The following is a 16,706-nucleotide window of genomic DNA, read 5'->3' as shown; positions in this document are numbered from 1 at the left end:
CGCGCTCGGGCGCCCGGGGTCCGGCGGCGCGGACGTGCGCGCACGCCCGCGCCGCGGAGGTCACTTCACACGGAAGTTCGCCATCATCCCCATGTCCTCGTGCTCCAGGTTGTGGCAGTGGAAGACGTACCTGCCCCGATAGCCGGTGAAGCGGGCGATGATCTCCATCTCCTTGCCGGACTGGAGGTCGATGGTGTCCTTCCACCCGGAGTCGTAGGAGCCCGGGTCGTTCTGGTTGCGGCTGAGGACCTGGAAGTGGGCGAGGTGCAGGTGGACCGGGTGGTGGGCGTCGCCGTCGAAGCGCCAGATCTCGGTCGCGCCGAGTTCGGGCACGGCGTCGTCCCGTTGGGGGTCGTACATCTGCCCGTTGATGTCCCAGCCGTCGTCGCTGCGCTGGTTGAAGTCGAACTTCCGGGTCACGGTGGCCGAGGAGCGGCTGAGCGGTTCGAAGTCCACCAGTTTGCTGGGCACCTGGCTCTCGTCCGAGGCCTTGCGCACCACGTGGAACTGCATGACCTTGCCGGTGTCGCCGTCGTCCAGCTTGTTGATCATGTTGATCTTCGTGCCGACGGGGAACTTGGAGAAGTCCACCACGACGTCGAAGCGTTCGGCCGATGCCATCTGGATCTCGTCGTGCCCGATCGGCCGGCCCAGCAGTCCCACGTCGCTGCCGACCTGTACGAAGGCGCTGCCCGACTGCGGGCCGGGGTCGAGGGCGAGCCGGTAGCGGCGCGCGTTGGAGGCGTTGAGCAGCCGGAAGCGGTAACGGGTGTTGGTGACTTCGAGGACGGGCCAGGGCGCGCCGTTGACGAGAATGACGTCGCCGAGCACGCCTTCCATGAAGTCCTCGGTGACACCGTGTTCGCCCTTGAGGGCCGGGTCGACGGACGGGTAGTCGAAGGCGCCATCCGCCGTGAACGACCGGTCGCAGATCATCAGGGGTATGTCCCGGTCGCCCTTGGGGAGCGGAAGGGCCTCCTCCTCGTCGTCGTGGACGAGGTGGAAGCCGGCAAGACCGAAGTAGACCTGCGGGCCGGTGAAGTCCATCCGGTGGTCGTGGTACCAGAGCGTGGCGGCCGGCTGTTGGAGCGGGTAGCGGTACTCCCGGCTGCCCTGGCTGACGTCGCCGCCGTGGCCGTCGTGACCATGACCGTCCCAGCCGCCCCTCGGCAGGATCAGGTCGGTCGGGAAGCCGTCGTGCTCGGGGGGAGTCTTGCCGCCGTGCAGATGGACGGCTACCGGTACCTCCAGCTCGTTGGTGTGCCGCACGACGATCGGCCGGCTGCTGCGGGTGGAGAGCGTGGGCCCGGGGAACAGTCCGTTGTAGCCCCATATCTCTGTCTTCGTCCCGGGGATGATCTCCACCTGGGCCGGCTTCTGGACGATGTCGTAGTAGTCGACGCCCCCTTCGGTTCTCGAGGGCTTGAGTACGGGCGGGACGGGCAGCGGGACCTTGTACGGGGTCGGGGCCTTGCCCCGGCTCTTGCGTAACGCGCCGGTGCTCCCTCCCTCGTCCTGGCAGCCGGTCAGGGCGGACGCGACGGGCAGTGCCACGGCGGCGCCTGAGGCGAGCCGCAGCAGCTTCCGACGGGTCAGGGACATCCCGAGCTCCTCACTGATGGTGGGAGCGGCCGCCGGTGTGCCGTTCCGGGCGTGCTCGCCCCGGGCGACCGACCCTCTTTTCGTCAACAGACAGCCTACATGTAGAGGTTCTACTTATGGGGAAGGGTGGGCGATCTCCGTACGACGGTCAGGGGGCACTCGGTCGACGAGTGCCCCCTGACCACCCTCGGCGGACCCCTTCCGCCCCCGACATCTCCTCAGCGCTTGCTCCTTGTCGGTGCGCGTGCCTCCGCTTCGGCCTGCGGCGCGAGACGGCCGTGCAACGGCCTGGAGGTCAGGGTGAGCCCCGTGCCCGCCAGCAGCCCCAACACGGCCAGCAGCGCGTAGTACACGGAGTCGGGGACGACACCCGCGAGCCGGGCGAACTGGCCGCCGCTCGCCGCACCGACGGCCGCGAACAACCAGAACAGCCCCAGCATCCGGCCGGTGAACCCGGCCGGGGCCACTTCGGCGGCGAGGCCCAGCCCGATCGGCGCGACGGCCAACTCCCCGCACACGAGCAGCAGATAGACCACGAATAGCCACAGCGGCGACACCCTTCCCTGCGTGGCGGCCGCCGCCGCCAGGGCCATCACCAGGAACGCGCCGCCGCCCAGCAGCAGCCCGGCGGAGAACTTGGCCGGCGCGCCCACCCGGCGCCCCATACGCACCCACAGGGCCGCCGCGACCGGTGACAGCACAAGCAGGAACAACGGCTGCACCGACTGGAACCAACTGGCCGGAACCTGGAACGCCCCCACCGTCCGGTCCACCTCGTCCCGCGCGAACAGATTGAGCAGCGCGGGCCCTTGGGCGAACAACAGCCAGAACACGGAGGAGGCCGACAGCATCCATCCCAGGGCCCGCAGCCGCACCCGCTCCGCCGGCCCGATCGCCGGGGCCCGCAGCAACGCGCGGAAGTACAGCACCGGGGCGGTCAGCACGACCAGTCCGACCAGCATCAGCACCCGCTGCAGGGGCAGCGCGCCGGTCACCGCGCCCACCCCCACGGCCAGCGCGGGCAGCCCGCCGAGCAGCCCGGCCCGGCGCAACACCCGCCGCAACTCCCCGGGCGCCGCCGGACGTTCCGGCCGCGCGCCCACGTCGCCGAACCCCGACCACCCCACCACGTAGCAGACCACCCCGACGATCATTCCCAGGGCGGCGGCACCGAACCCCAGGTGCCAGTGGACCGTCTCACCGAGGAAACCGGTCACCAGCGGGGCGATCAGCGCGCTGACCTGGATGCTCATGTAGAAGAGGGAGAACGCCGCCTCCCGCCGCTCGGGGCGCCCCTCGTACATCCGGCCGACCATCGCCGCCATACCGGGTTTGACCAGGCCACTGCCCGCGATCACCAGGCCAAGACCCGGGTACAGCCACCCGGAGGCCGGCACCGCGAGCAGGGCGTGCCCCGCGGTGATGAGCAGCCCGCCGTACAACGTCGCCCGGCGGGCGCCGAAGACGCGGTCGGCCAGCCAGCCACCCGGCAGCGCCGACATGAAGACCAGGGCCATGTAGAGGCCGGACAGCGCGGCGGCGTCCGCCTCCGACAGGCCGAGGCCGCCCTCGTCCGGGTCCGCCACGAGATAGAGGTAGAGGATGGCCAGCATGCCGTAGAAGCTGAAGCGCTCCCACAGGTCGACCACGAACAGAGTGCCGAACCAGCGGGGCTGCCCCAGGAAGCCGGTACGGCCCCGCCTCCTCACCGCCCGCTCCCCGTGCCGTCGGGCTCCGGCCGGCGCAGCAGCTCGACGACCGCGCAGGTCCACGAGAAACCGGCGCCCACCCCGGCCAGCAGACACAGCTGACCCGGCGTCAGCACGCCGGAGTCCACCAGGTGCCCGAAGCCCGCGAACTGGTCCCCGGCGCCCAGATGACCGACCCGGCGGCCCCACGACCACGTCGTACGGTCCACGTCGATGCCCAGCGGCCCCAGGAAGTGCGCCTCCAGCCGGGGCCGTCCCAGGTGCGGCAGTACGAACCAGTCCAGGTCCGCCGACTCCACCCCGGCCTCGGACAGACAGCGTTTGAGCGCCGCCCGCTGGCCGTCGTCGATCCTGCCGAGCACGGTGTCGAGGCCCGTCGCGGCCACGAAGTCGCGCCGCGGTGGCTCCAGGTCGACCGGTTGGCGGACCGCGAACGGCGCGTCGGCGAACGGGTCGTCGCCCCGGTGCATCCGCTCCAGGCCCGGATCGGCGTACGTCGCGAGGGCGCGCACCCGCGCGAAACCGCCACGCCGCGACAGCACCAGAGCGGTCCCCCCGTCCCCGTAGGCGGTGCCGGCGTCGCTGCGCCACCGGTCGAAGCCCGGCGGACAGAACCGGTCCCCCGTGGTGATCAGGGCCTGTCCCCGAGCCGGGCCGCCCCTCAGGTAACCGGCGGCGAGATCCAGGGCGGCCATACCGCCGTTGGACATCTGGCGTACCTCGATCGCCGGACAGGCGTTGCCCAGGGCCACCTGTTGGACGTAGGAGGCGGGCGCCCACATGTCGTGGCCCTGGTAGTAGGTGGTGGCGTGCAGCACCAGGTCGATGTCGTCGGGCATCCGCGGCAATGAAGCACCGGCCTGCCGAAGGGCCGCCCGGGCCGCCCGCGCCGCCATCTCGGGCCCGGAGTCACCCGGTGAGACCCGGACCGCCTCGACCTCGGTGCGCCACAGCGCCCGCCGCCGGCACAGCCCGGCGGCCTCGGCCTCGGCCACGGTCATCGCCGGGGGGAGCCAGCGGCCGGTGCCGGCGATGTAGAGGTCGGTGTGGGTCACGTGGGCGCCTCCACGAAGGCCGCGGCGACCTCGTACACCTCGAAGAAACGGTCCCGCGCGCGGTCCTGGTAAGGGCGCAGGGGTGAGGTGGACGGCCGGTGCTGCGTGGTCTCCTCCCAGGCCCGGAAGGCCGCGAGGCTCTCCCACTCGCTCATCACGACCAGGCTCCCCGGATCGTCGGCGGCCCTGAGCAACTCGTTGCCCAACAGGCCCGGTGTGCCCGAGAGATGGCGGCTGATCTGCTCGTACGCCCGCTCCACCGCCCCGGGATCGTCCGCGGGGGCCCGGTGCCAGAGCAGCACCCGGGCCCGTGCCGTCATCGGGCGCTCCCGGAGGGGGCGGTCGACCGGGCGGGCAGGAAGTGGACCCCGCGCATGATGTGCATCGCGCCGCCGCGCCGGAACGGGTGCAACTTCGTACGGTGCTCCACATGGGCGTCGCTGTGCTCGAACTCCCGGAAGCGCTCCTCGTCCACCCAGTCGCTGATCACGTAGTAGACCGACTCGTCCTCGGCGCTGCGCATCAGCCACTGGCCCAGGTTGGCCGGGTGGCCGGTGATGACGCTGCCGATGGAGAGCCAGGTCCGCTCGAAGTCGGCCTCCATCCCCGGGTTGATCTCGAAGCGCAGGAGCACCCGGAAGCGCTCGTCCTTGTCCGCCATCCTCAGATCCCTCCGTCCACCGCGATGGCGGTTCCGGTCACGTACCGCGACAGGTCGCTGACGAGGAACAGCACCACGTCCGCCACCTCGTCCGGTGCACCGAGCCGTCCCAGCGAGGTCAGCGCCCGGTACCGGGCCTGCAGCGCCTCGTACTGCTCGGGCGGGAGCTCGGCCGCCGCCTCCGTCTCGATCACCCCGGGGTCGACCATGTTGACCCGGACGCCACGGCCGCCGAGCTCCTTGCAGAGCGACCGGGTCAGCCCGATCAGGCCGGCCTTGGCGGCGGTGTAGTGCGCCCGCTGGGGAAGGCCGACGGTGGCCACCCGGGAGCCGATGTTCACCACCGAGGCACCCTGCCCGAGCAACGGCAGCGCGTGCTGCGTCACCAGGTAGGCGGCCGTGAGGTGAGTGTCGATCACCCGGTGCCACTCCTCCTCCGGCAGCTTCTCGAAGGGGATGTGACTGATGACGCCCGCGTTGTTGACGACGGCGTCCAGCGAGCCGAGACGGGCGCCCGCCTCCTCCAGCAGCCGCCGCACCTGCGCCGGGTCGCCGACGTCCGCGCGGATCACCTGGTGCTCGCCCGGTATCTCCTTCAGCTCGCGGGCCAGCGACGAGGCCGCCTCGTTCTCCTGCCGGTGGCAGGTGACGACGTTGGCGCCGGCCCGCGCCAGGGTGAGCACGATCGCTCGCCCGATGCCCCGGGTACCGCCCGTCACCAGCACGTTCCGATCGGTCAGCTGCGCACTCGTCATCGTTTCTCTCCCGTCTGCGCGGTGGTCGTGCGCCGGGCGGCGGCTTCGACGCGTTCCTTGATGTGCGCCATCTGGACGGCGCTGTTCTCCTCCAGGTGCGCGGCCATGGCCTGGTCGTCGAAGGGCATCTCGTCCTTGACGTGGAATTCCTGGACCCAGCGCATCTCCACGCCGCCGTCGGCCTCGCGGTAGTCCCAGAAGAGGCGCATGAACGCGAACGGGCCGGTCTCCACCCGGTGCGCCCGTACGGTGCGGGTCGCCGGGTCGGCGGTGCGCACCGAGACCCAGCTCCAGACCTTGCCGTTCTCGTCCGGATGCATCGTCAGCCGGAACCGCACGGTGTCGCCGTCCCGCTCCAGCACCTCCACCTTCGCGTACTCGGTGAACAGTTCCGTCCAGGACTCCAGGTCGTTCGTCATGTTCCAGACCAGGTCCATCGGCGCGTCGATGCGCACCGAGCACTCGGTACGGGCGCTCATGACGCCACGGCCCCGGAGAGCTGCCGGTGGACGTACTCGGCCAGTTTTCCGGGCGTGGTCAGCTCCTGGACCGCGTCCTCCGGAACGGCCGTGCCGTACTCCTTCTCGATCTTGCCGACGATCTCCAGCAGGGCCAGCGAGTCGTACCCGAGATCGGTGAACTCGATGCCGGAGATGTCTGATTCCAGGTCGACGGAGTCGTCGACTCCCACGGCTGCGCGCATCACGCGCCGCAGGTCGTCCAGGGTGAAGTCCTGCATGGATTCCTCCAGTTGGCGTGCGAGATGTCGTTCAGTGCGTCACGGCACGGACCACGAGGGCGGAGTTGAAGCCGCCGTGCCCCCGGGCGAGCACCAGGGCGGTACGGACCGGCGCGGGCCGGGGCCGGTCGAGCACGAGGTCGATGTCGCAGCCCGGGGCGAGTTCGGTGACGTTGGCGGTGGGCGGGATGATGCCGTCCCGGACCGACAGCAGAGCCGCCACCACGTCGAGGGCGCCGGCCCCGGCGTACAGCCTCCCGGTCATCGACTTCGGCGCGGTCACCGGGACGCCGTACGGGCCGAACACCGCCGAGATGGCCTCGGCCTCCGCCCGGTCGAGTGCCGGAACCCCGTAGGCGTCGGCGAACACCACGTCCACGTCCGCGGGACTCACCCCCGCGTCGGCCAGGGCGCGTTCCGCGGCCACACGCAGCGTCGGCGGCCGGCCGAGCCCGGGGGCCGGATCGAAGGTGGCGGCGTAGCCGGCGATCTCGCCGTAGCGGTGGGGAGCCCCGCGCTCGGCGGCCCGCCGCGCGTCCTCGACGATCAGGATGGCCCCGCCCTCGCCCGGCAGGTAACCGCACGCGTCGGCGTCGAAGGGCAGGTAGGCCCGGGCGGGATCGTCGCGGCGGCTGAGGTGCCCGGGCAACTGGGCGACCAGGCCGGCCGGCGACATCGCCGACTCGGTCCCGCCCGCCATGACCATCCGGTGCCCGCCGCGCAGCAGCCGGCGGCCCTGTCCGATGGCGTCCAGACCGCCCGCCTGCTCGCTGACCACGACACCGCACTGCCCGCGCAGCTTGTGCCGGATCGACAACTGCCCGGTGGTCGCCGCGAAGAACCACGCGATCGACATGTACGCGCCCACGTCCGACGGTGAGCCGCTCCACAGGTTCTGCAGCTCCCGCTGGCCGAACTCCACGCCACCGGTGGCGTTCGCCGTGACCACGCCCATCTCGTACTCGGGCAGTTCGGCCGGCACGACACCGGCGTCCGCCATCGCCATCTCCCCGGCCGCGAGCGCCAGATGACTCATGGCGGAGGTCTCCACCAGCAGCCGGCTCGGCACGTGGTCCGCCGGGTCGAAGCCGGTGACCTCCCCGGCGAGCGTGACCGGATACGGAGTGGGGTCGAAACGCTCGATCCGGCCGATGCCGCTCTTGCTGTCCAGCGTCGCCGACCAGTACGCCTCGGTGTCCGTCCCGTTGGGGGCCATCACGCCCAGCCCCGTGACCACGGCCGTCATGCGGGCACCGCCTCGGGATCGGCCACCACGATCGCGCTCTGGAACCCGCCGAACCCGCTGCCGACGGACAGGGCCACGTCCGTACGGTGCTCCCGTGCCGTCACCGGGACGTAGTCCAGGTCGCATTCGGGATCGGGCCGGGTCAGGTTGGCGGTCGGCGGCACCACGTCGTGCTCGATGGCCAGCGCGCACGCGGCCACCTCGATCGACCCGATGGCGCCCAGGGAATGCCCCACCATCGACTTGATGGAACTCATGGGCACCCGGTACGCGTGCTCGCCGAGCGTCGTCTTCACGGCCGCGGTCTCGTGCCGGTCGTTCTGCCGGGTGCCGGAGCCGTGCGCGTTGACGTAGTCGACGTCGTCCGGGTTCAGCCGTGCCTGGTCCAGCGCCACCCGGATCGCCTCGGCCATCTCCCGGCCGTCCGGCTTCAGCCCGGTCATGTGGTAGCCGTTGGCGCGGCCGCCGTACCCGGCGATCTCGCAGTAGACGTGCGCACCGCGGCGGCGCGCCGCCGCCAGCGACTCCAGGACGAAGAAGGCGGCGCCTTCCCCGAGGATCAGCCCGCGCCGGTCCCCGTCGAACGGGCGGCACGCCGATTCCGGCAGGTCGTTGAAGGTCGAGGTGGCCTTGATGGCGTCGAAGCAGGCCAGGGTGATGGGGGAGATCGGCGCGTCGGTGGAGCCCGCGATCACCACGTCCGCGGTGCCCTCGCGCAACAGCCCCGTCGCGTGCCCGAGTGCGTCGATGCCCGAGGTGCAGCCGGAGGAGACCACCGCGGTCGGCCCCTCGGCCCCGCACGCCCACGCCACTTCCCGCGCCAGCGAACTGGGCGCGAGGTAGTCGTACAGGTGCGGCACCGCGTACTGGTGGTCGACGAGCCACTTGCGGCCGCCGTCGCTGACCACCCGGTACTCCTGCTCCAGGCCCATGGTGCAACCCACCGCGTTGCCCACGGTGACCGCGGTGCGGGAGGGGTCCAGGGCGGCGAAGTCGAGTCCCGAGTCGAGCAGCGCCTCGCGGGTGGCGACGACGGCCAGCTGGGCGGCACGGTCCATGCGCCGGATCTCCTGCGGGCCCAGCCCGTGCGCGGCGGCGTCGAAGTCGGCCTCGGCGGCCACCTGGCAGCGGAAGCCGGCCGGGTCGAAGAAGGTGATCCGGCGGGTGGCGGTGCGCCCCGCGGTGAGCATCGACCAGAACGCCTCCCGGCCGACGCCCCCGGGCGCGACCACGCCGATCCCGGTGACGGCGACCCGTGGCGCGTTCACCGGGCACCGCCGACGGGCGGGGCCGGCGAGTCGGACCGGTCCGGCAGGAACTCCGTGTCGACGTGGCCCAGTTCGGGCCGCGGTGCCAGCGGCGCCAGGTGAAAGATCACCTGAGCTCGCTCACTGCCGAGGTTGACCATGCGGTGGCGTACTCCCATGGGGACCATGACGGAGTCGCCCTCGCCCAGGTCGATCAGTTCCTCGCCGATCCGGATCCGCAGCTGTCCGCCGACGACGTACACGAACTCCTCGGAGTACGGGTGGATGTGCTCGCACACGTACTCCTCGGGCTCCAGCGTCAGGGAACCGCCGAAGCCCGACGTCGACTGGACGGTCCGCGGGCTGAGCAGGATACGGACGTCTCCGCCGCGCCGCCGGTTCGGTTCGACCTCGGCGCGGCTGACCTTGCGCACAGGTGGGGCCGTCACTCTGTTCTCCTCGTGGCCGGGAACGCCGGCACCGGTCCCGCTCACCGGCTGGGCGTCCAGGTGTAGAAGGCCTGGGCCATGGCGTCCTTGGGCTCGCGCCAGTCGGGGTCGTACGGGGTCATGAACCGGGCGAGTTTGGTGTGGATGTCCTGGTACAGCGGGTGGCTGCGCGCTCGGTACAGGTTCTCGGTGATGTCCTGCTCGGCCTCGACGAGCTGGAAGTACAGCCCGTGGAACCTGAAGAGGGTGCGGCGCGAGACGCCGACCATGTACGGCAGTTCGGTCGCGTCCGACTCGGCCCAGACCTCGGCCACCGCGTCGGCGTCCTCGGGTTTCATCTTCGCGACGACGAGCGTCCTGTGCGCCATTGGTGCCTCCTTGTTCGCAATGGGTCGATCGTTCTGGTAGGGGCTCGAGTCCTCGTGCAGGTCGGCTCGAAGCCGTCAGCCGGTGAACCGGAACCGTCCGACCCGCACGCGGGTGCCGGCCAGCAGCAGCTCGTCGCGAGTGGGCTGCCGGTCGCCCGGCAGGCCCACGCGCAGTGCGGCGACCGCGCGGGGGCCCTGCCGGGCGGCCAGGTCGCCGAGCAGGTCGGCGACCTCCTCCGGGCGCTCCACGACGGTCGGCTCGGCCGTCCGCCAGCGACCCCGGACAAGCAGCCGTACCGGCTGACCGCCGCGCAGGTTGACCGGCCAGCCGGTGCCCACGCTGGTCGCGAGGACCTGCCCGCCGTCGTCGCCCCAGGGGCGGTAGGCCACCGGGATCCGGTAGCGGTTCCCGGTGCGGCGGCCGGTGTACTCCAGCAACATCAACCGGCGGCTGACCAGCACGTGCAGCGGGGACAGCAGCAACGGCCGGACGAGCCGGTTGGCCGCCCGGGCGACCGCGATCGGCGGTGGCTTCCAGTCGTCGACGGTGTCACCCACGCGGTTCACGCCAGCGTCACCAGCTTGTAGAAGCCGTCGAACACGCGCGGTCGGCCGGTCGTGCTGCTCGTGATCCACGAGGACAGCACGTAGCCGCCGGGCGGCAGTGACGCCGCCACCCGCGCGGAACGGCCGGGGGACAGCGGCGGGGACCCGGTCGCTCCGCCGATGATCGGGTTCGACGGCGGAGTGGTGCCGTCGCGCAGCGCCGCGAAGAACGCGTCCACCTCGGCGGCGGTCGTGCCCGGTCGCACCGGGAGCAGCACGGCTTCGTTGAGCACGCCCGAGTCGTTGATCACCAGGTGCGTGCCGTTCGCGTGCAGCCGGTCGCCGGGCACCCGGAAGCCGGACCGGGTGTGCCGGATCAGGTCCACGGGCTCGGGCGGCTCCCCGGTCGCCGTCCCCCGGACGGTCAGGGCGTGCGCGACCGGGCGCGCCGCGCTGTCGAAGTCGTAGGCGAGGAAGTAGTACCGGCCGGGCCACAGGATCTGGGTGTACGTCGCGCCGACACCGGGCTGGACCGCGGCCCCACCCAGGTTCACCGACTCCCCCTCCACCACCTTGGCGGCAGCGGCGGCCTCGGCGGGCGTGGTCGCGTTGTTCATCCGGGTCAGGTCGTCGAGGTACTTGTCGATCGGGACGCGGATGTGGACGAGGGGGAGCCCCATGCCACCCTCCGTGGGGGTGGTGACATGGAAGGTCACCGGACCGCTGGGCACCGTGCTCGGCGCGGTGATCGAGTCCTGGGTGACGACAACGTCGAAGGCGGCGGCCGGGCGTACGGGGCGGCGCGCCGGTGAGGCGGCCGCCGGGGACGCCGCGGGCAGCACGCCGAGCAGGGCGCCCGCGGTCACGCCGGCGCCGAACAGCATCCGCCGCCGGGACAGGCCGACGGTGGGCGAGGCGCCCTGGGTTCCGGGGGGCAGGGGTACGGAGGTCAAGGTACGGGTCTCCTTGTGTGGGCGGGTATGTGTGGCGTCACGGTGGTCGGGATGCCCGCGCCGGACCCGGCGCGGGAAACTACTTACGGGGGTGCGGCGTCGGCCGTGCCCTCACGCGGTCGCGGGCCCCTTGTGGCCGACGACCAGCGTGTCGGCCGCGGTCAGCGGCACCGTCTCGGTGCGGCTGAAGCCCGCCTCGGCCAGCCAGGAGCGGCAGTCGGCTCCCGTGTACTCCGAGCCGCCCGTGGTCACCAACTGCATGTTCAGGCTGAGCAGCAGGTTCTTCGGGTCGCGCCGCCCGTCGTCGATGAGGGCGTCGTAGATCAGCACCGCACCGCCCTCGGGCAGCGCGTCGTAGGCCTTGCGCAGCAGCGTCAGCCGCTGGTCGTCGTTCCAGTCGTGCAGGACGTGACCGAAGATCAGCACGTCGGCGGAGGGCAGCGGGCCCGTGAAGAAGTCGCCGGCGTGGAAGTCGAGCCGGTCCGCGAGACCGAGCCGGTCGACGTGCTCGTCGAAGAACGGCTCCACCGGCGGCAGGTCGAAGCTGCCGCCCCGCAGGTGCGGATGGGCCTTGACGATCGCCGCGGCGAGGTTGCCCCGGGCCCCGCCGACGTCGATGAACGACGTACGGCCGCTCCAGTCGAACTCCTTGGCCAGCGCGGGCCCGACCAGGGCGTTGGCGCCGTCCATGGCGACCATGAAGCCCCGCACCGCCTCGGGCTTGGAGTAGAAGTCGTCGAAGTGCGTGGGCCCCTTGGTCTGCGGTGCGCCGGTGCGCAGCAGCTCCGTCAGCTGCGCCCACAGGTTGAACTGCCAGTTCAGCATCTTCAGGAAGCCGCCCCGGTAGGGGAGCTTGCCCTCGTCGAGGTAGAGGTCGGCGGCCGGGCTGTTGCGGTACACCTCGCCATCGCGCTCGAGGGCGCCGAGACCGACCAGCGCGTCCAGGAAGTCGCGGGTCGCGCGCGGGTGGAGCGAGAGCCGTTCGCGGATCTCCCGCTCCGGGGCCGGCTCCTTGGCGAGAAGGCTGAACAGACCCAGTTCTACGGCGCTGAGCAGTGTCTTGGAGGCCCAGTAGCTCTGCCCGAGTTCCAGCAGAGCGGCGGCGTCGGGGGCTTCCGAGGCGTCGGAGGTGCCGTGGGCGTGCGTGTCGGGCATGCGGAACTCCCTGGAGGAGGACGGATGGGAACAACGGAAGGCGCGGTGCGGCGCTGCGGAAGCGGCGCTCAGAGGTCCAGCCGCACCCGGTACTCGTCCAGCCACGCGTTCAGCTGGAAGAGCATCTCCACGTGCGTGCGGGCCACCCAGGCGCGTGGCCCGGTGACCAGTGCCGCGGGGTCTTCGACGAACGTCTGCGCCGCCTCGGCGTCGATCAGCCCCGCGGCCGGCGCGTCCCGGTCGGCGGCCAGTCGGCGCAGCCCGTCGCACAGGGCCCGCGCGTAGGCGACGTCCTGCGTCACCGGGTACGGCGACTTGCGGCGCTGCAGGATCGACTCGGGCAGCACGTCGGCGAGCGCCGCGCGCAGCAGGCTCTTCTCGCGGCCGTCGAAACCCTTCATCGACCACGGCGCGTTGAACACGTACTCGACCAGCCGGTGGTCGCAGTACGGCAGTCGCAGTGCCAGGCCCAGCGACTGGGCCACCGACTCGCTGTGCGGCAGCAGGGTCTCCAGCCAGCTGGTGACGTTGAGGTACCAGATCTCCCGCATCCGGTGTTCCTCGGCGGACTGTCCGGGCACGTGCGGTACGCGCCGCATCGCCTCCTGGTAGCGGTCGGAGCAGTAGCCGGGCACGTCCAGCTTGCCGAGCAGGCCCGGCTCCAGCAGGTCGGTGCCCATCCCGTGGCGGCCGCCGCTCCAGTGCGCCATCGCCGTCCAGGGGAACGTCTTCGCCTCCAGCAGGGGCGGCATCGACATCCACATGGTGCCGCCGAAGACACCGTCCGCGGCGTCGCCGAGCACCGCCACGTCGGCATGTTCCTTGATGGCCCGGAACAGCACGTACAGGGAGGTGTTCATGTTCCCCAGCGGACTGGGGACGTCCTTCGCCCGCAGGGAGTTGGCCTTCACCACGGGGTCCAGCAGGTCCTCCGTGCCGAGCACCACGTCGGTGTGCTCGGCGCCGACCCGCTCGACCAGCTCCCGCGCGTAGGGGGCGTCGGGCGTGGACCACACCTCGTCCGCCTGGAACTCCGCCTCCTGGCGGAAGGAGGCGGTGAAGGTGCGCAGGGGCGCGGCGCCGCGCTCGCGCAGGGTCCGGGCGGCGAGCGCGGTGACCCCACTGGAGTCCAGCCCGCCCGACAGCATCATGCACAGCGGCACGTCGGCGTCGAGCTGCTCGGCCACGGCATGGTCCAGCAGCTCGCGCACGGTGCGTACCGTGGTGTCCAGGTCGTCGGTGTGTTCGTGGGCCTCCAGCGCCCAGTAGCGGTGCTCGCGCAGCCCCTCGCGGGTGACCCGGACCAGGTGCCCGGGGCGGACCTGGTGCATCCCGCGGAAGACGCCGTGCCCGGGCGTGCCGGCGTACGACAGAATCTCCCGCAGGCCGTCCATGTCGACCACCGGCTCGACCAGCGGATGGGCGAGGATCGCCTTGCGTTCTGAGCCGAAGATCACGCCGTCCGCGGTGGGACGGTAGAACATCGGCTTGTTGCCCAGCCGGTCACGGGCCAGCAGCAGCTCCTGGGACCGGTGATCCCAGACGGCGAGACCGAAGATCCCCACCAGCCGCCGCACACAGTCGGCGCCCCAGCGCAGATACGCCGCGAGGACGACTTCGGCGTGACCACGGCCGCGGAACCGGTGTCCGGAGGACTTCAGCTCCCGGCGTAGTTGCTCCGCGTTGTAGATCTCGCCGTCCAGCGCGGTGACCGCCACCGTCCGGCCGTCGGCGAGGAAGGCGACGGGCTCGGGCAGACCGTCGGGGTCGAGCACGATCTGACGGCGGTGACCGAGCACCGCGCGTTCCGAGGTCCACAGACCCTCTCCGTCGGGGCCGCGGCAGGCCATGGTCGCGGTCATCGCGCGGACGGTGGCCCGCTCGCGCGTCAGGTCGCGACGGTGGTCGACCCACCCGGCGATACCAGACATGTGCGCTCCTCGTGTTGGTCCTTGTCGTCCAGGTCGGGAGTCGTCCTGAGAGCTCCGGCCGCGGAGGGCCGGGCGTTGCCCTGGTGCGGCCGGCGCTTCCGGCCCGGGTACGGCTTCGGCGCGACCGGTGCCCGTCAGGCTGTCCCGCCCCCCTCGGGCGTTTCTCAAGCCTCGATGGAGCGGGCGGGCGCACCCGGATCAGGTCCTCGTGTCGAGCCCGCCTCCAACCGGTCTTGAGGCCGCACCGGCACTGTCCTGCGACGTCGTGTCATTCGTCGTCCGTCGCGGAACGCGAGGAGAAGGTGAGGGCCCATGATCGAGCTACTGGGCACGGCTGCCGTCATCGGCAGCGGCATTGTGGCGGGCGTGTTCTTCGCCGTCGCGGTCAGCGTGCTGCCGGCGGTACAGACGCTGCCCGCCGACCGGTACGTGGAGCTCCACCGCAAACTCGGCGAGGGCTATCACCCGGTGATGCCGCTGGTCGTCACGGTGGGAGTCCTGGCCGACCTGGTCCTGCTGTTCGTGGCCGACGAGGCGGGCGCCCGGGCGCTGTTCGCCGTGGCGCTGCTGGCCATGGTCGGGGTGCAGGTGGTCTCCCAGTTCGGCAACGTGCCGATCAACAAGCGCGTCCACTCCCTGGACCCGGCGGCCATCCCGCCGGACTGGCAGGACCCGCGTCTGCCCTGGCGGAACTGGCACCGCCTGCGCACCGCCTGCGCGCTGACCGCGCTGGCCGCGAACGCCCTCGCCGTGGCACTACTGCCATGAGCGCGACGTCACGGCCCGGGGCGGCCCCGGCAGGCCAGGAGGCCGCGTCCGGGCCCCGGCACCCCCTGCGCGCGCTCGCCGTGGTCCTGCTGGCCACGTTCATGAACCAGTTCGACGTCATGGGCGTCAACGTCGCGGTCCCCGAGATCCAGCGCGACCTCGGCGCCGGAGAGGCGACCGCCCAGTGGGTGCTCGCCGGCTACGCCCTGCCGTTCGCCCTGCTGCTGGTCACCGGCGGCCGCCTGGGTGACCTCGCCGGCCGCAGACGCGTCTTCCTGGCCGGGACCGTGGGCTTCACCCTCGCCTCGGCCCTGGCCGGAGCGGCCGGCACGGTGCCGCTGCTGGTGCTGGCCCGGGTCCTGCAAGGGATCTCGGCCGCCATGATGGGACCCCAGGTCCTCACCGTGCTCCAGTTGACGGTGCCGCCCGCGCGCCGGGGACCGGCGATGGGCCTGTACGCCGCCGTGATCGGCCTGGCCAGCGTCGCCGGCCCGGTGCTGGGCGGAGTCCTCGTCCAGGCCGACCTGTTCGGCTGGGGCTGGCGCTCGCTCTTCCTGGTGAACATCCCGGTCGGTCTGCTGGCCGTCGTCGGCGGCCTGCGCCACCTGGACGAGTCCCGGGCGGCCGACGGCCGCCGGCTGGACCTGGGAGGAGTGGCGCTGGCGGCGGTGGCGCTGCTGCTGTTCCTGTGCCCCCTGACGTACGGCAGGGAACTGGGCTGGCCCTGGTGGGCCTGGGCGGCACTGGCGGCCTCGGCTCCGGCGCTGTGGCTGCTGGTGACGCACCAGCGGCGGCGGGAACGCGCGGGCGGCGCTCCGCTGATCGCCCTGCACCTGTTCAGCGGCCGGGTCTTCACCGCCGGCGTCCTGGTGACGTTCAACCTCGCCGCGCTGATGACCGGATTCTTCTTCGTCTTCGTCCTGTTCCTCCAGCACGGCCTGGACTTCGGCCCGCAGCGCGCCGGGCAGTGCCTGCTGCCCTGGGCACTGGGCACGGCGCTCTCCTCCTTCCTGGCGATCCCGCTGGCCCGACGGCACGGCCGCCGGGTACTGATCGCGGGCTGCCTCGCCGCGGTGGCGGGCGTGGTGCTCGTGACGGTCACCGTCGCGGTCGCGGGCCGGTCCCTGTCGGTACCGGCGCTCGTACCGGGCCTGCTGCTGTTCGGCGTCGGCGTCGGCCTGGTCAGCACCCCCGTCCTCAATGTCACGCTGAGTGGGGTGGCGCACGCCGACGCGGGGTCCGCGTCCGGGGTGTTCTCCACGTTCCGGCAGGCGGGTGCCGCCGTCGGGGTCGCCGTCACCGGCGGTGTGTTCTACGCCCTCCTCGGCGACACAGCCGCCGCGAGCGCCGCCGACTACGAGAACGCCGTCCTCGTCACCATGCTCCTGCAACTCGCCGTCGTCCTCGTCACGCTCGCCCTGCTGTTCCTGCTGCCCCGCGGGAGCGGCAGTGCGGCGGCAGAGGACGCCCACTGAGCCGTCCGAGAGGCACCGCGCGACGCACGTCGCGCGGTGCCTCGCAG

At 72.0% G+C, this 16,706-nt stretch carries 18 protein-coding genes; 2 read left to right on the top strand and 16 right to left on the bottom strand.

The genetic code is table 11. The features are described 5' to 3' along the window. Positions 1–60: 60 nt before the first annotated feature. The 16 genes from ABT063_RS16025 to asnB all read right to left on the bottom strand — a co-directional run bounded on the left by ABT063_RS16025 (position 61) and on the right by asnB (position 14,416). Complete coding sequence (locus ABT063_RS16025; protein WP_351057955.1) at positions 61–1,602, bottom strand: multicopper oxidase family protein; 1,542 nt, start codon at positions 1,600–1,602, stop codon at positions 61–63. A gap of 218 nt (positions 1,603–1,820) precedes the next feature. Then, positions 1,821–3,311 (bottom strand): peptide MFS transporter, encoded by a 1,491-nt coding sequence (locus ABT063_RS16020; RefSeq protein WP_351057954.1) that lies wholly within the window; start codon positions 3,309–3,311, stop codon positions 1,821–1,823. Continuing rightward, positions 3,308–4,312 carry a ketoacyl-ACP synthase III family protein gene (locus tag ABT063_RS16015; RefSeq protein WP_351058060.1) on the bottom strand — a complete coding sequence of 335 codons (1,005 nt, stop codon included), beginning with the start codon at positions 4,310–4,312 and terminating at the stop codon, positions 3,308–3,310. Before ABT063_RS16015 ends, ABT063_RS16020 begins: the two co-directional genes overlap by 4 nt. A 50-nt stretch (positions 4,313–4,362) precedes the next feature. Then, on the bottom strand, positions 4,363–4,686 hold the full coding sequence (locus ABT063_RS16010) for an antibiotic biosynthesis monooxygenase family protein (protein WP_351057953.1): 324 nt from the start codon (positions 4,684–4,686) through the stop codon (positions 4,363–4,365). Continuing rightward, positions 4,683–5,027, bottom strand: coding sequence for an antibiotic biosynthesis monooxygenase family protein (locus ABT063_RS16005; protein WP_351057952.1), 345 nt, complete (start codon positions 5,025–5,027; stop codon positions 4,683–4,685). Before ABT063_RS16005 ends, ABT063_RS16010 begins: the two co-directional genes overlap by 4 nt. A 2-nt stretch (positions 5,028–5,029) precedes the next feature. After that, on the bottom strand, positions 5,030–5,782 hold the full coding sequence (locus ABT063_RS16000) for an SDR family oxidoreductase (protein WP_351057951.1): 753 nt from the start codon (positions 5,780–5,782) through the stop codon (positions 5,030–5,032). Beyond that, on the bottom strand, positions 5,779–6,261 hold the full coding sequence (locus ABT063_RS15995) for an SRPBCC family protein (RefSeq protein WP_351057950.1): 483 nt from the start codon (positions 6,259–6,261) through the stop codon (positions 5,779–5,781). The genes ABT063_RS16000 and ABT063_RS15995 overlap by 4 nt, the downstream gene beginning before the upstream one ends. Then, positions 6,258–6,521 carry an acyl carrier protein gene (locus tag ABT063_RS15990; protein WP_351057949.1) on the bottom strand — a complete coding sequence of 88 codons (264 nt, stop codon included), beginning with the start codon at positions 6,519–6,521 and terminating at the stop codon, positions 6,258–6,260. Before ABT063_RS15990 ends, ABT063_RS15995 begins: the two co-directional genes overlap by 4 nt. Positions 6,522–6,552: 31 nt before the next feature. Next, entirely contained in the window at positions 6,553–7,767 is a 1,215-nt protein-coding gene (locus ABT063_RS15985; protein WP_351057948.1) for a ketosynthase chain-length factor, read from the bottom strand. Further along, positions 7,764–9,035 (bottom strand): beta-ketoacyl-[acyl-carrier-protein] synthase family protein, encoded by a 1,272-nt coding sequence (locus tag ABT063_RS15980; protein ID WP_351057947.1) that lies wholly within the window; start codon positions 9,033–9,035, stop codon positions 7,764–7,766. The genes ABT063_RS15985 and ABT063_RS15980 overlap by 4 nt, the downstream gene beginning before the upstream one ends. Continuing rightward, complete coding sequence (locus tag ABT063_RS15975) at positions 9,032–9,463, bottom strand: cupin domain-containing protein (protein WP_351057946.1); 432 nt, start codon at positions 9,461–9,463, stop codon at positions 9,032–9,034. The genes ABT063_RS15980 and ABT063_RS15975 overlap by 4 nt, the downstream gene beginning before the upstream one ends. 41 nt (positions 9,464–9,504) lie before the next feature. Further along, a complete protein-coding gene (locus ABT063_RS15970; protein WP_351057945.1) occupies positions 9,505–9,831 on the bottom strand; it encodes a TcmI family type II polyketide cyclase in 327 nt (108 codons plus the stop codon). Positions 9,832–9,906: 75 nt separating this feature from the next. Beyond that, a complete protein-coding gene (locus ABT063_RS15965) occupies positions 9,907–10,389 on the bottom strand; it encodes a PNPOx family protein (protein ID WP_351057944.1) in 483 nt (160 codons plus the stop codon). Positions 10,390–10,394: 5 nt separating this feature from the next. After that, entirely contained in the window at positions 10,395–11,330 is a 936-nt protein-coding gene (locus tag ABT063_RS15960; protein WP_351057943.1) for a hypothetical protein, read from the bottom strand. A 111-nt stretch (positions 11,331–11,441) separates the two neighbouring features. Continuing rightward, positions 11,442–12,485 carry a methyltransferase gene (locus ABT063_RS15955; protein WP_351057942.1) on the bottom strand — a complete coding sequence of 348 codons (1,044 nt, stop codon included), beginning with the start codon at positions 12,483–12,485 and terminating at the stop codon, positions 11,442–11,444. Positions 12,486–12,553: 68 nt separating this feature from the next. Further along, complete coding sequence (gene asnB / locus ABT063_RS15950; protein ID WP_351057941.1) at positions 12,554–14,416, bottom strand: asparagine synthase (glutamine-hydrolyzing); 1,863 nt, start codon at positions 14,414–14,416, stop codon at positions 12,554–12,556. 312 nt (positions 14,417–14,728) lie between these two features. Here asnB and ABT063_RS15945 point away from each other — a divergent pair, with 312 nt between their 5' ends. After that, entirely contained in the window at positions 14,729–15,184 is a 456-nt protein-coding gene (locus tag ABT063_RS15945) for an anthrone oxygenase family protein (RefSeq protein ID WP_351057940.1), read from the top strand. Continuing rightward, positions 15,181–16,659 carry an MFS transporter gene (locus tag ABT063_RS15940; RefSeq protein WP_351057939.1) on the top strand — a complete coding sequence of 493 codons (1,479 nt, stop codon included), beginning with the start codon at positions 15,181–15,183 and terminating at the stop codon, positions 16,657–16,659. The genes ABT063_RS15945 and ABT063_RS15940 overlap by 4 nt, the downstream gene beginning before the upstream one ends. Positions 16,660–16,706 lie beyond the last annotated feature (47 nt).

The organism is Streptomyces sp. NPDC002838, from assembly GCF_040295365.1.
GTDB lineage: Bacteria > Actinomycetota > Actinomycetes > Streptomycetales > Streptomycetaceae > Streptomyces.
Note: the sequence above shows the minus strand (reverse complement) of the source record. Positions and strands in the feature narration are given on the sequence as shown.

Bases quoted from the DNA above. Each gene is read 5' to 3' on its own strand.
- ABT063_RS16025 (WP_351057955.1), bottom strand. From the start codon at position 1,602: ATGTCCCTGACCCGTCGGAAGCTGCTGCGGCTCGCCTCAGGCGCCGCC.
- ABT063_RS16015 (WP_351058060.1), bottom strand. From the start codon at position 4,312: ATGACCGTGGCCGAGGCCGAGGCCGCCGGGCTGTGCCGGCGGCGGGCG.
- ABT063_RS16010 (WP_351057953.1), bottom strand. From the start codon at position 4,686: ATGACGGCACGGGCCCGGGTGCTGCTCTGGCACCGGGCCCCCGCGGAC.
- ABT063_RS16005 (WP_351057952.1), bottom strand. From the start codon at position 5,027: ATGGCGGACAAGGACGAGCGCTTCCGGGTGCTCCTGCGCTTCGAGATC.
- ABT063_RS16000 (WP_351057951.1), bottom strand. From the start codon at position 5,782: ATGACGAGTGCGCAGCTGACCGATCGGAACGTGCTGGTGACGGGCGGT.
- ABT063_RS15995 (WP_351057950.1), bottom strand. From the start codon at position 6,261: ATGAGCGCCCGTACCGAGTGCTCGGTGCGCATCGACGCGCCGATGGAC.
- ABT063_RS15990 (WP_351057949.1), bottom strand. From the start codon at position 6,521: ATGCAGGACTTCACCCTGGACGACCTGCGGCGCGTGATGCGCGCAGCC.
- ABT063_RS15985 (WP_351057948.1), bottom strand. From the start codon at position 7,767: ATGACGGCCGTGGTCACGGGGCTGGGCGTGATGGCCCCCAACGGGACG.
- ABT063_RS15970 (WP_351057945.1), bottom strand. From the start codon at position 9,831: ATGGCGCACAGGACGCTCGTCGTCGCGAAGATGAAACCCGAGGACGCC.
- ABT063_RS15955 (WP_351057942.1), bottom strand. From the start codon at position 12,485: ATGCCCGACACGCACGCCCACGGCACCTCCGACGCCTCGGAAGCCCCC.
- asnB (WP_351057941.1), bottom strand. From the start codon at position 14,416: ATGTCTGGTATCGCCGGGTGGGTCGACCACCGTCGCGACCTGACGCGC.
- ABT063_RS15945 (WP_351057940.1), top strand. From the start codon at position 14,729: ATGATCGAGCTACTGGGCACGGCTGCCGTCATCGGCAGCGGCATTGTG.
- ABT063_RS15940 (WP_351057939.1), top strand. From the start codon at position 15,181: ATGAGCGCGACGTCACGGCCCGGGGCGGCCCCGGCAGGCCAGGAGGCC.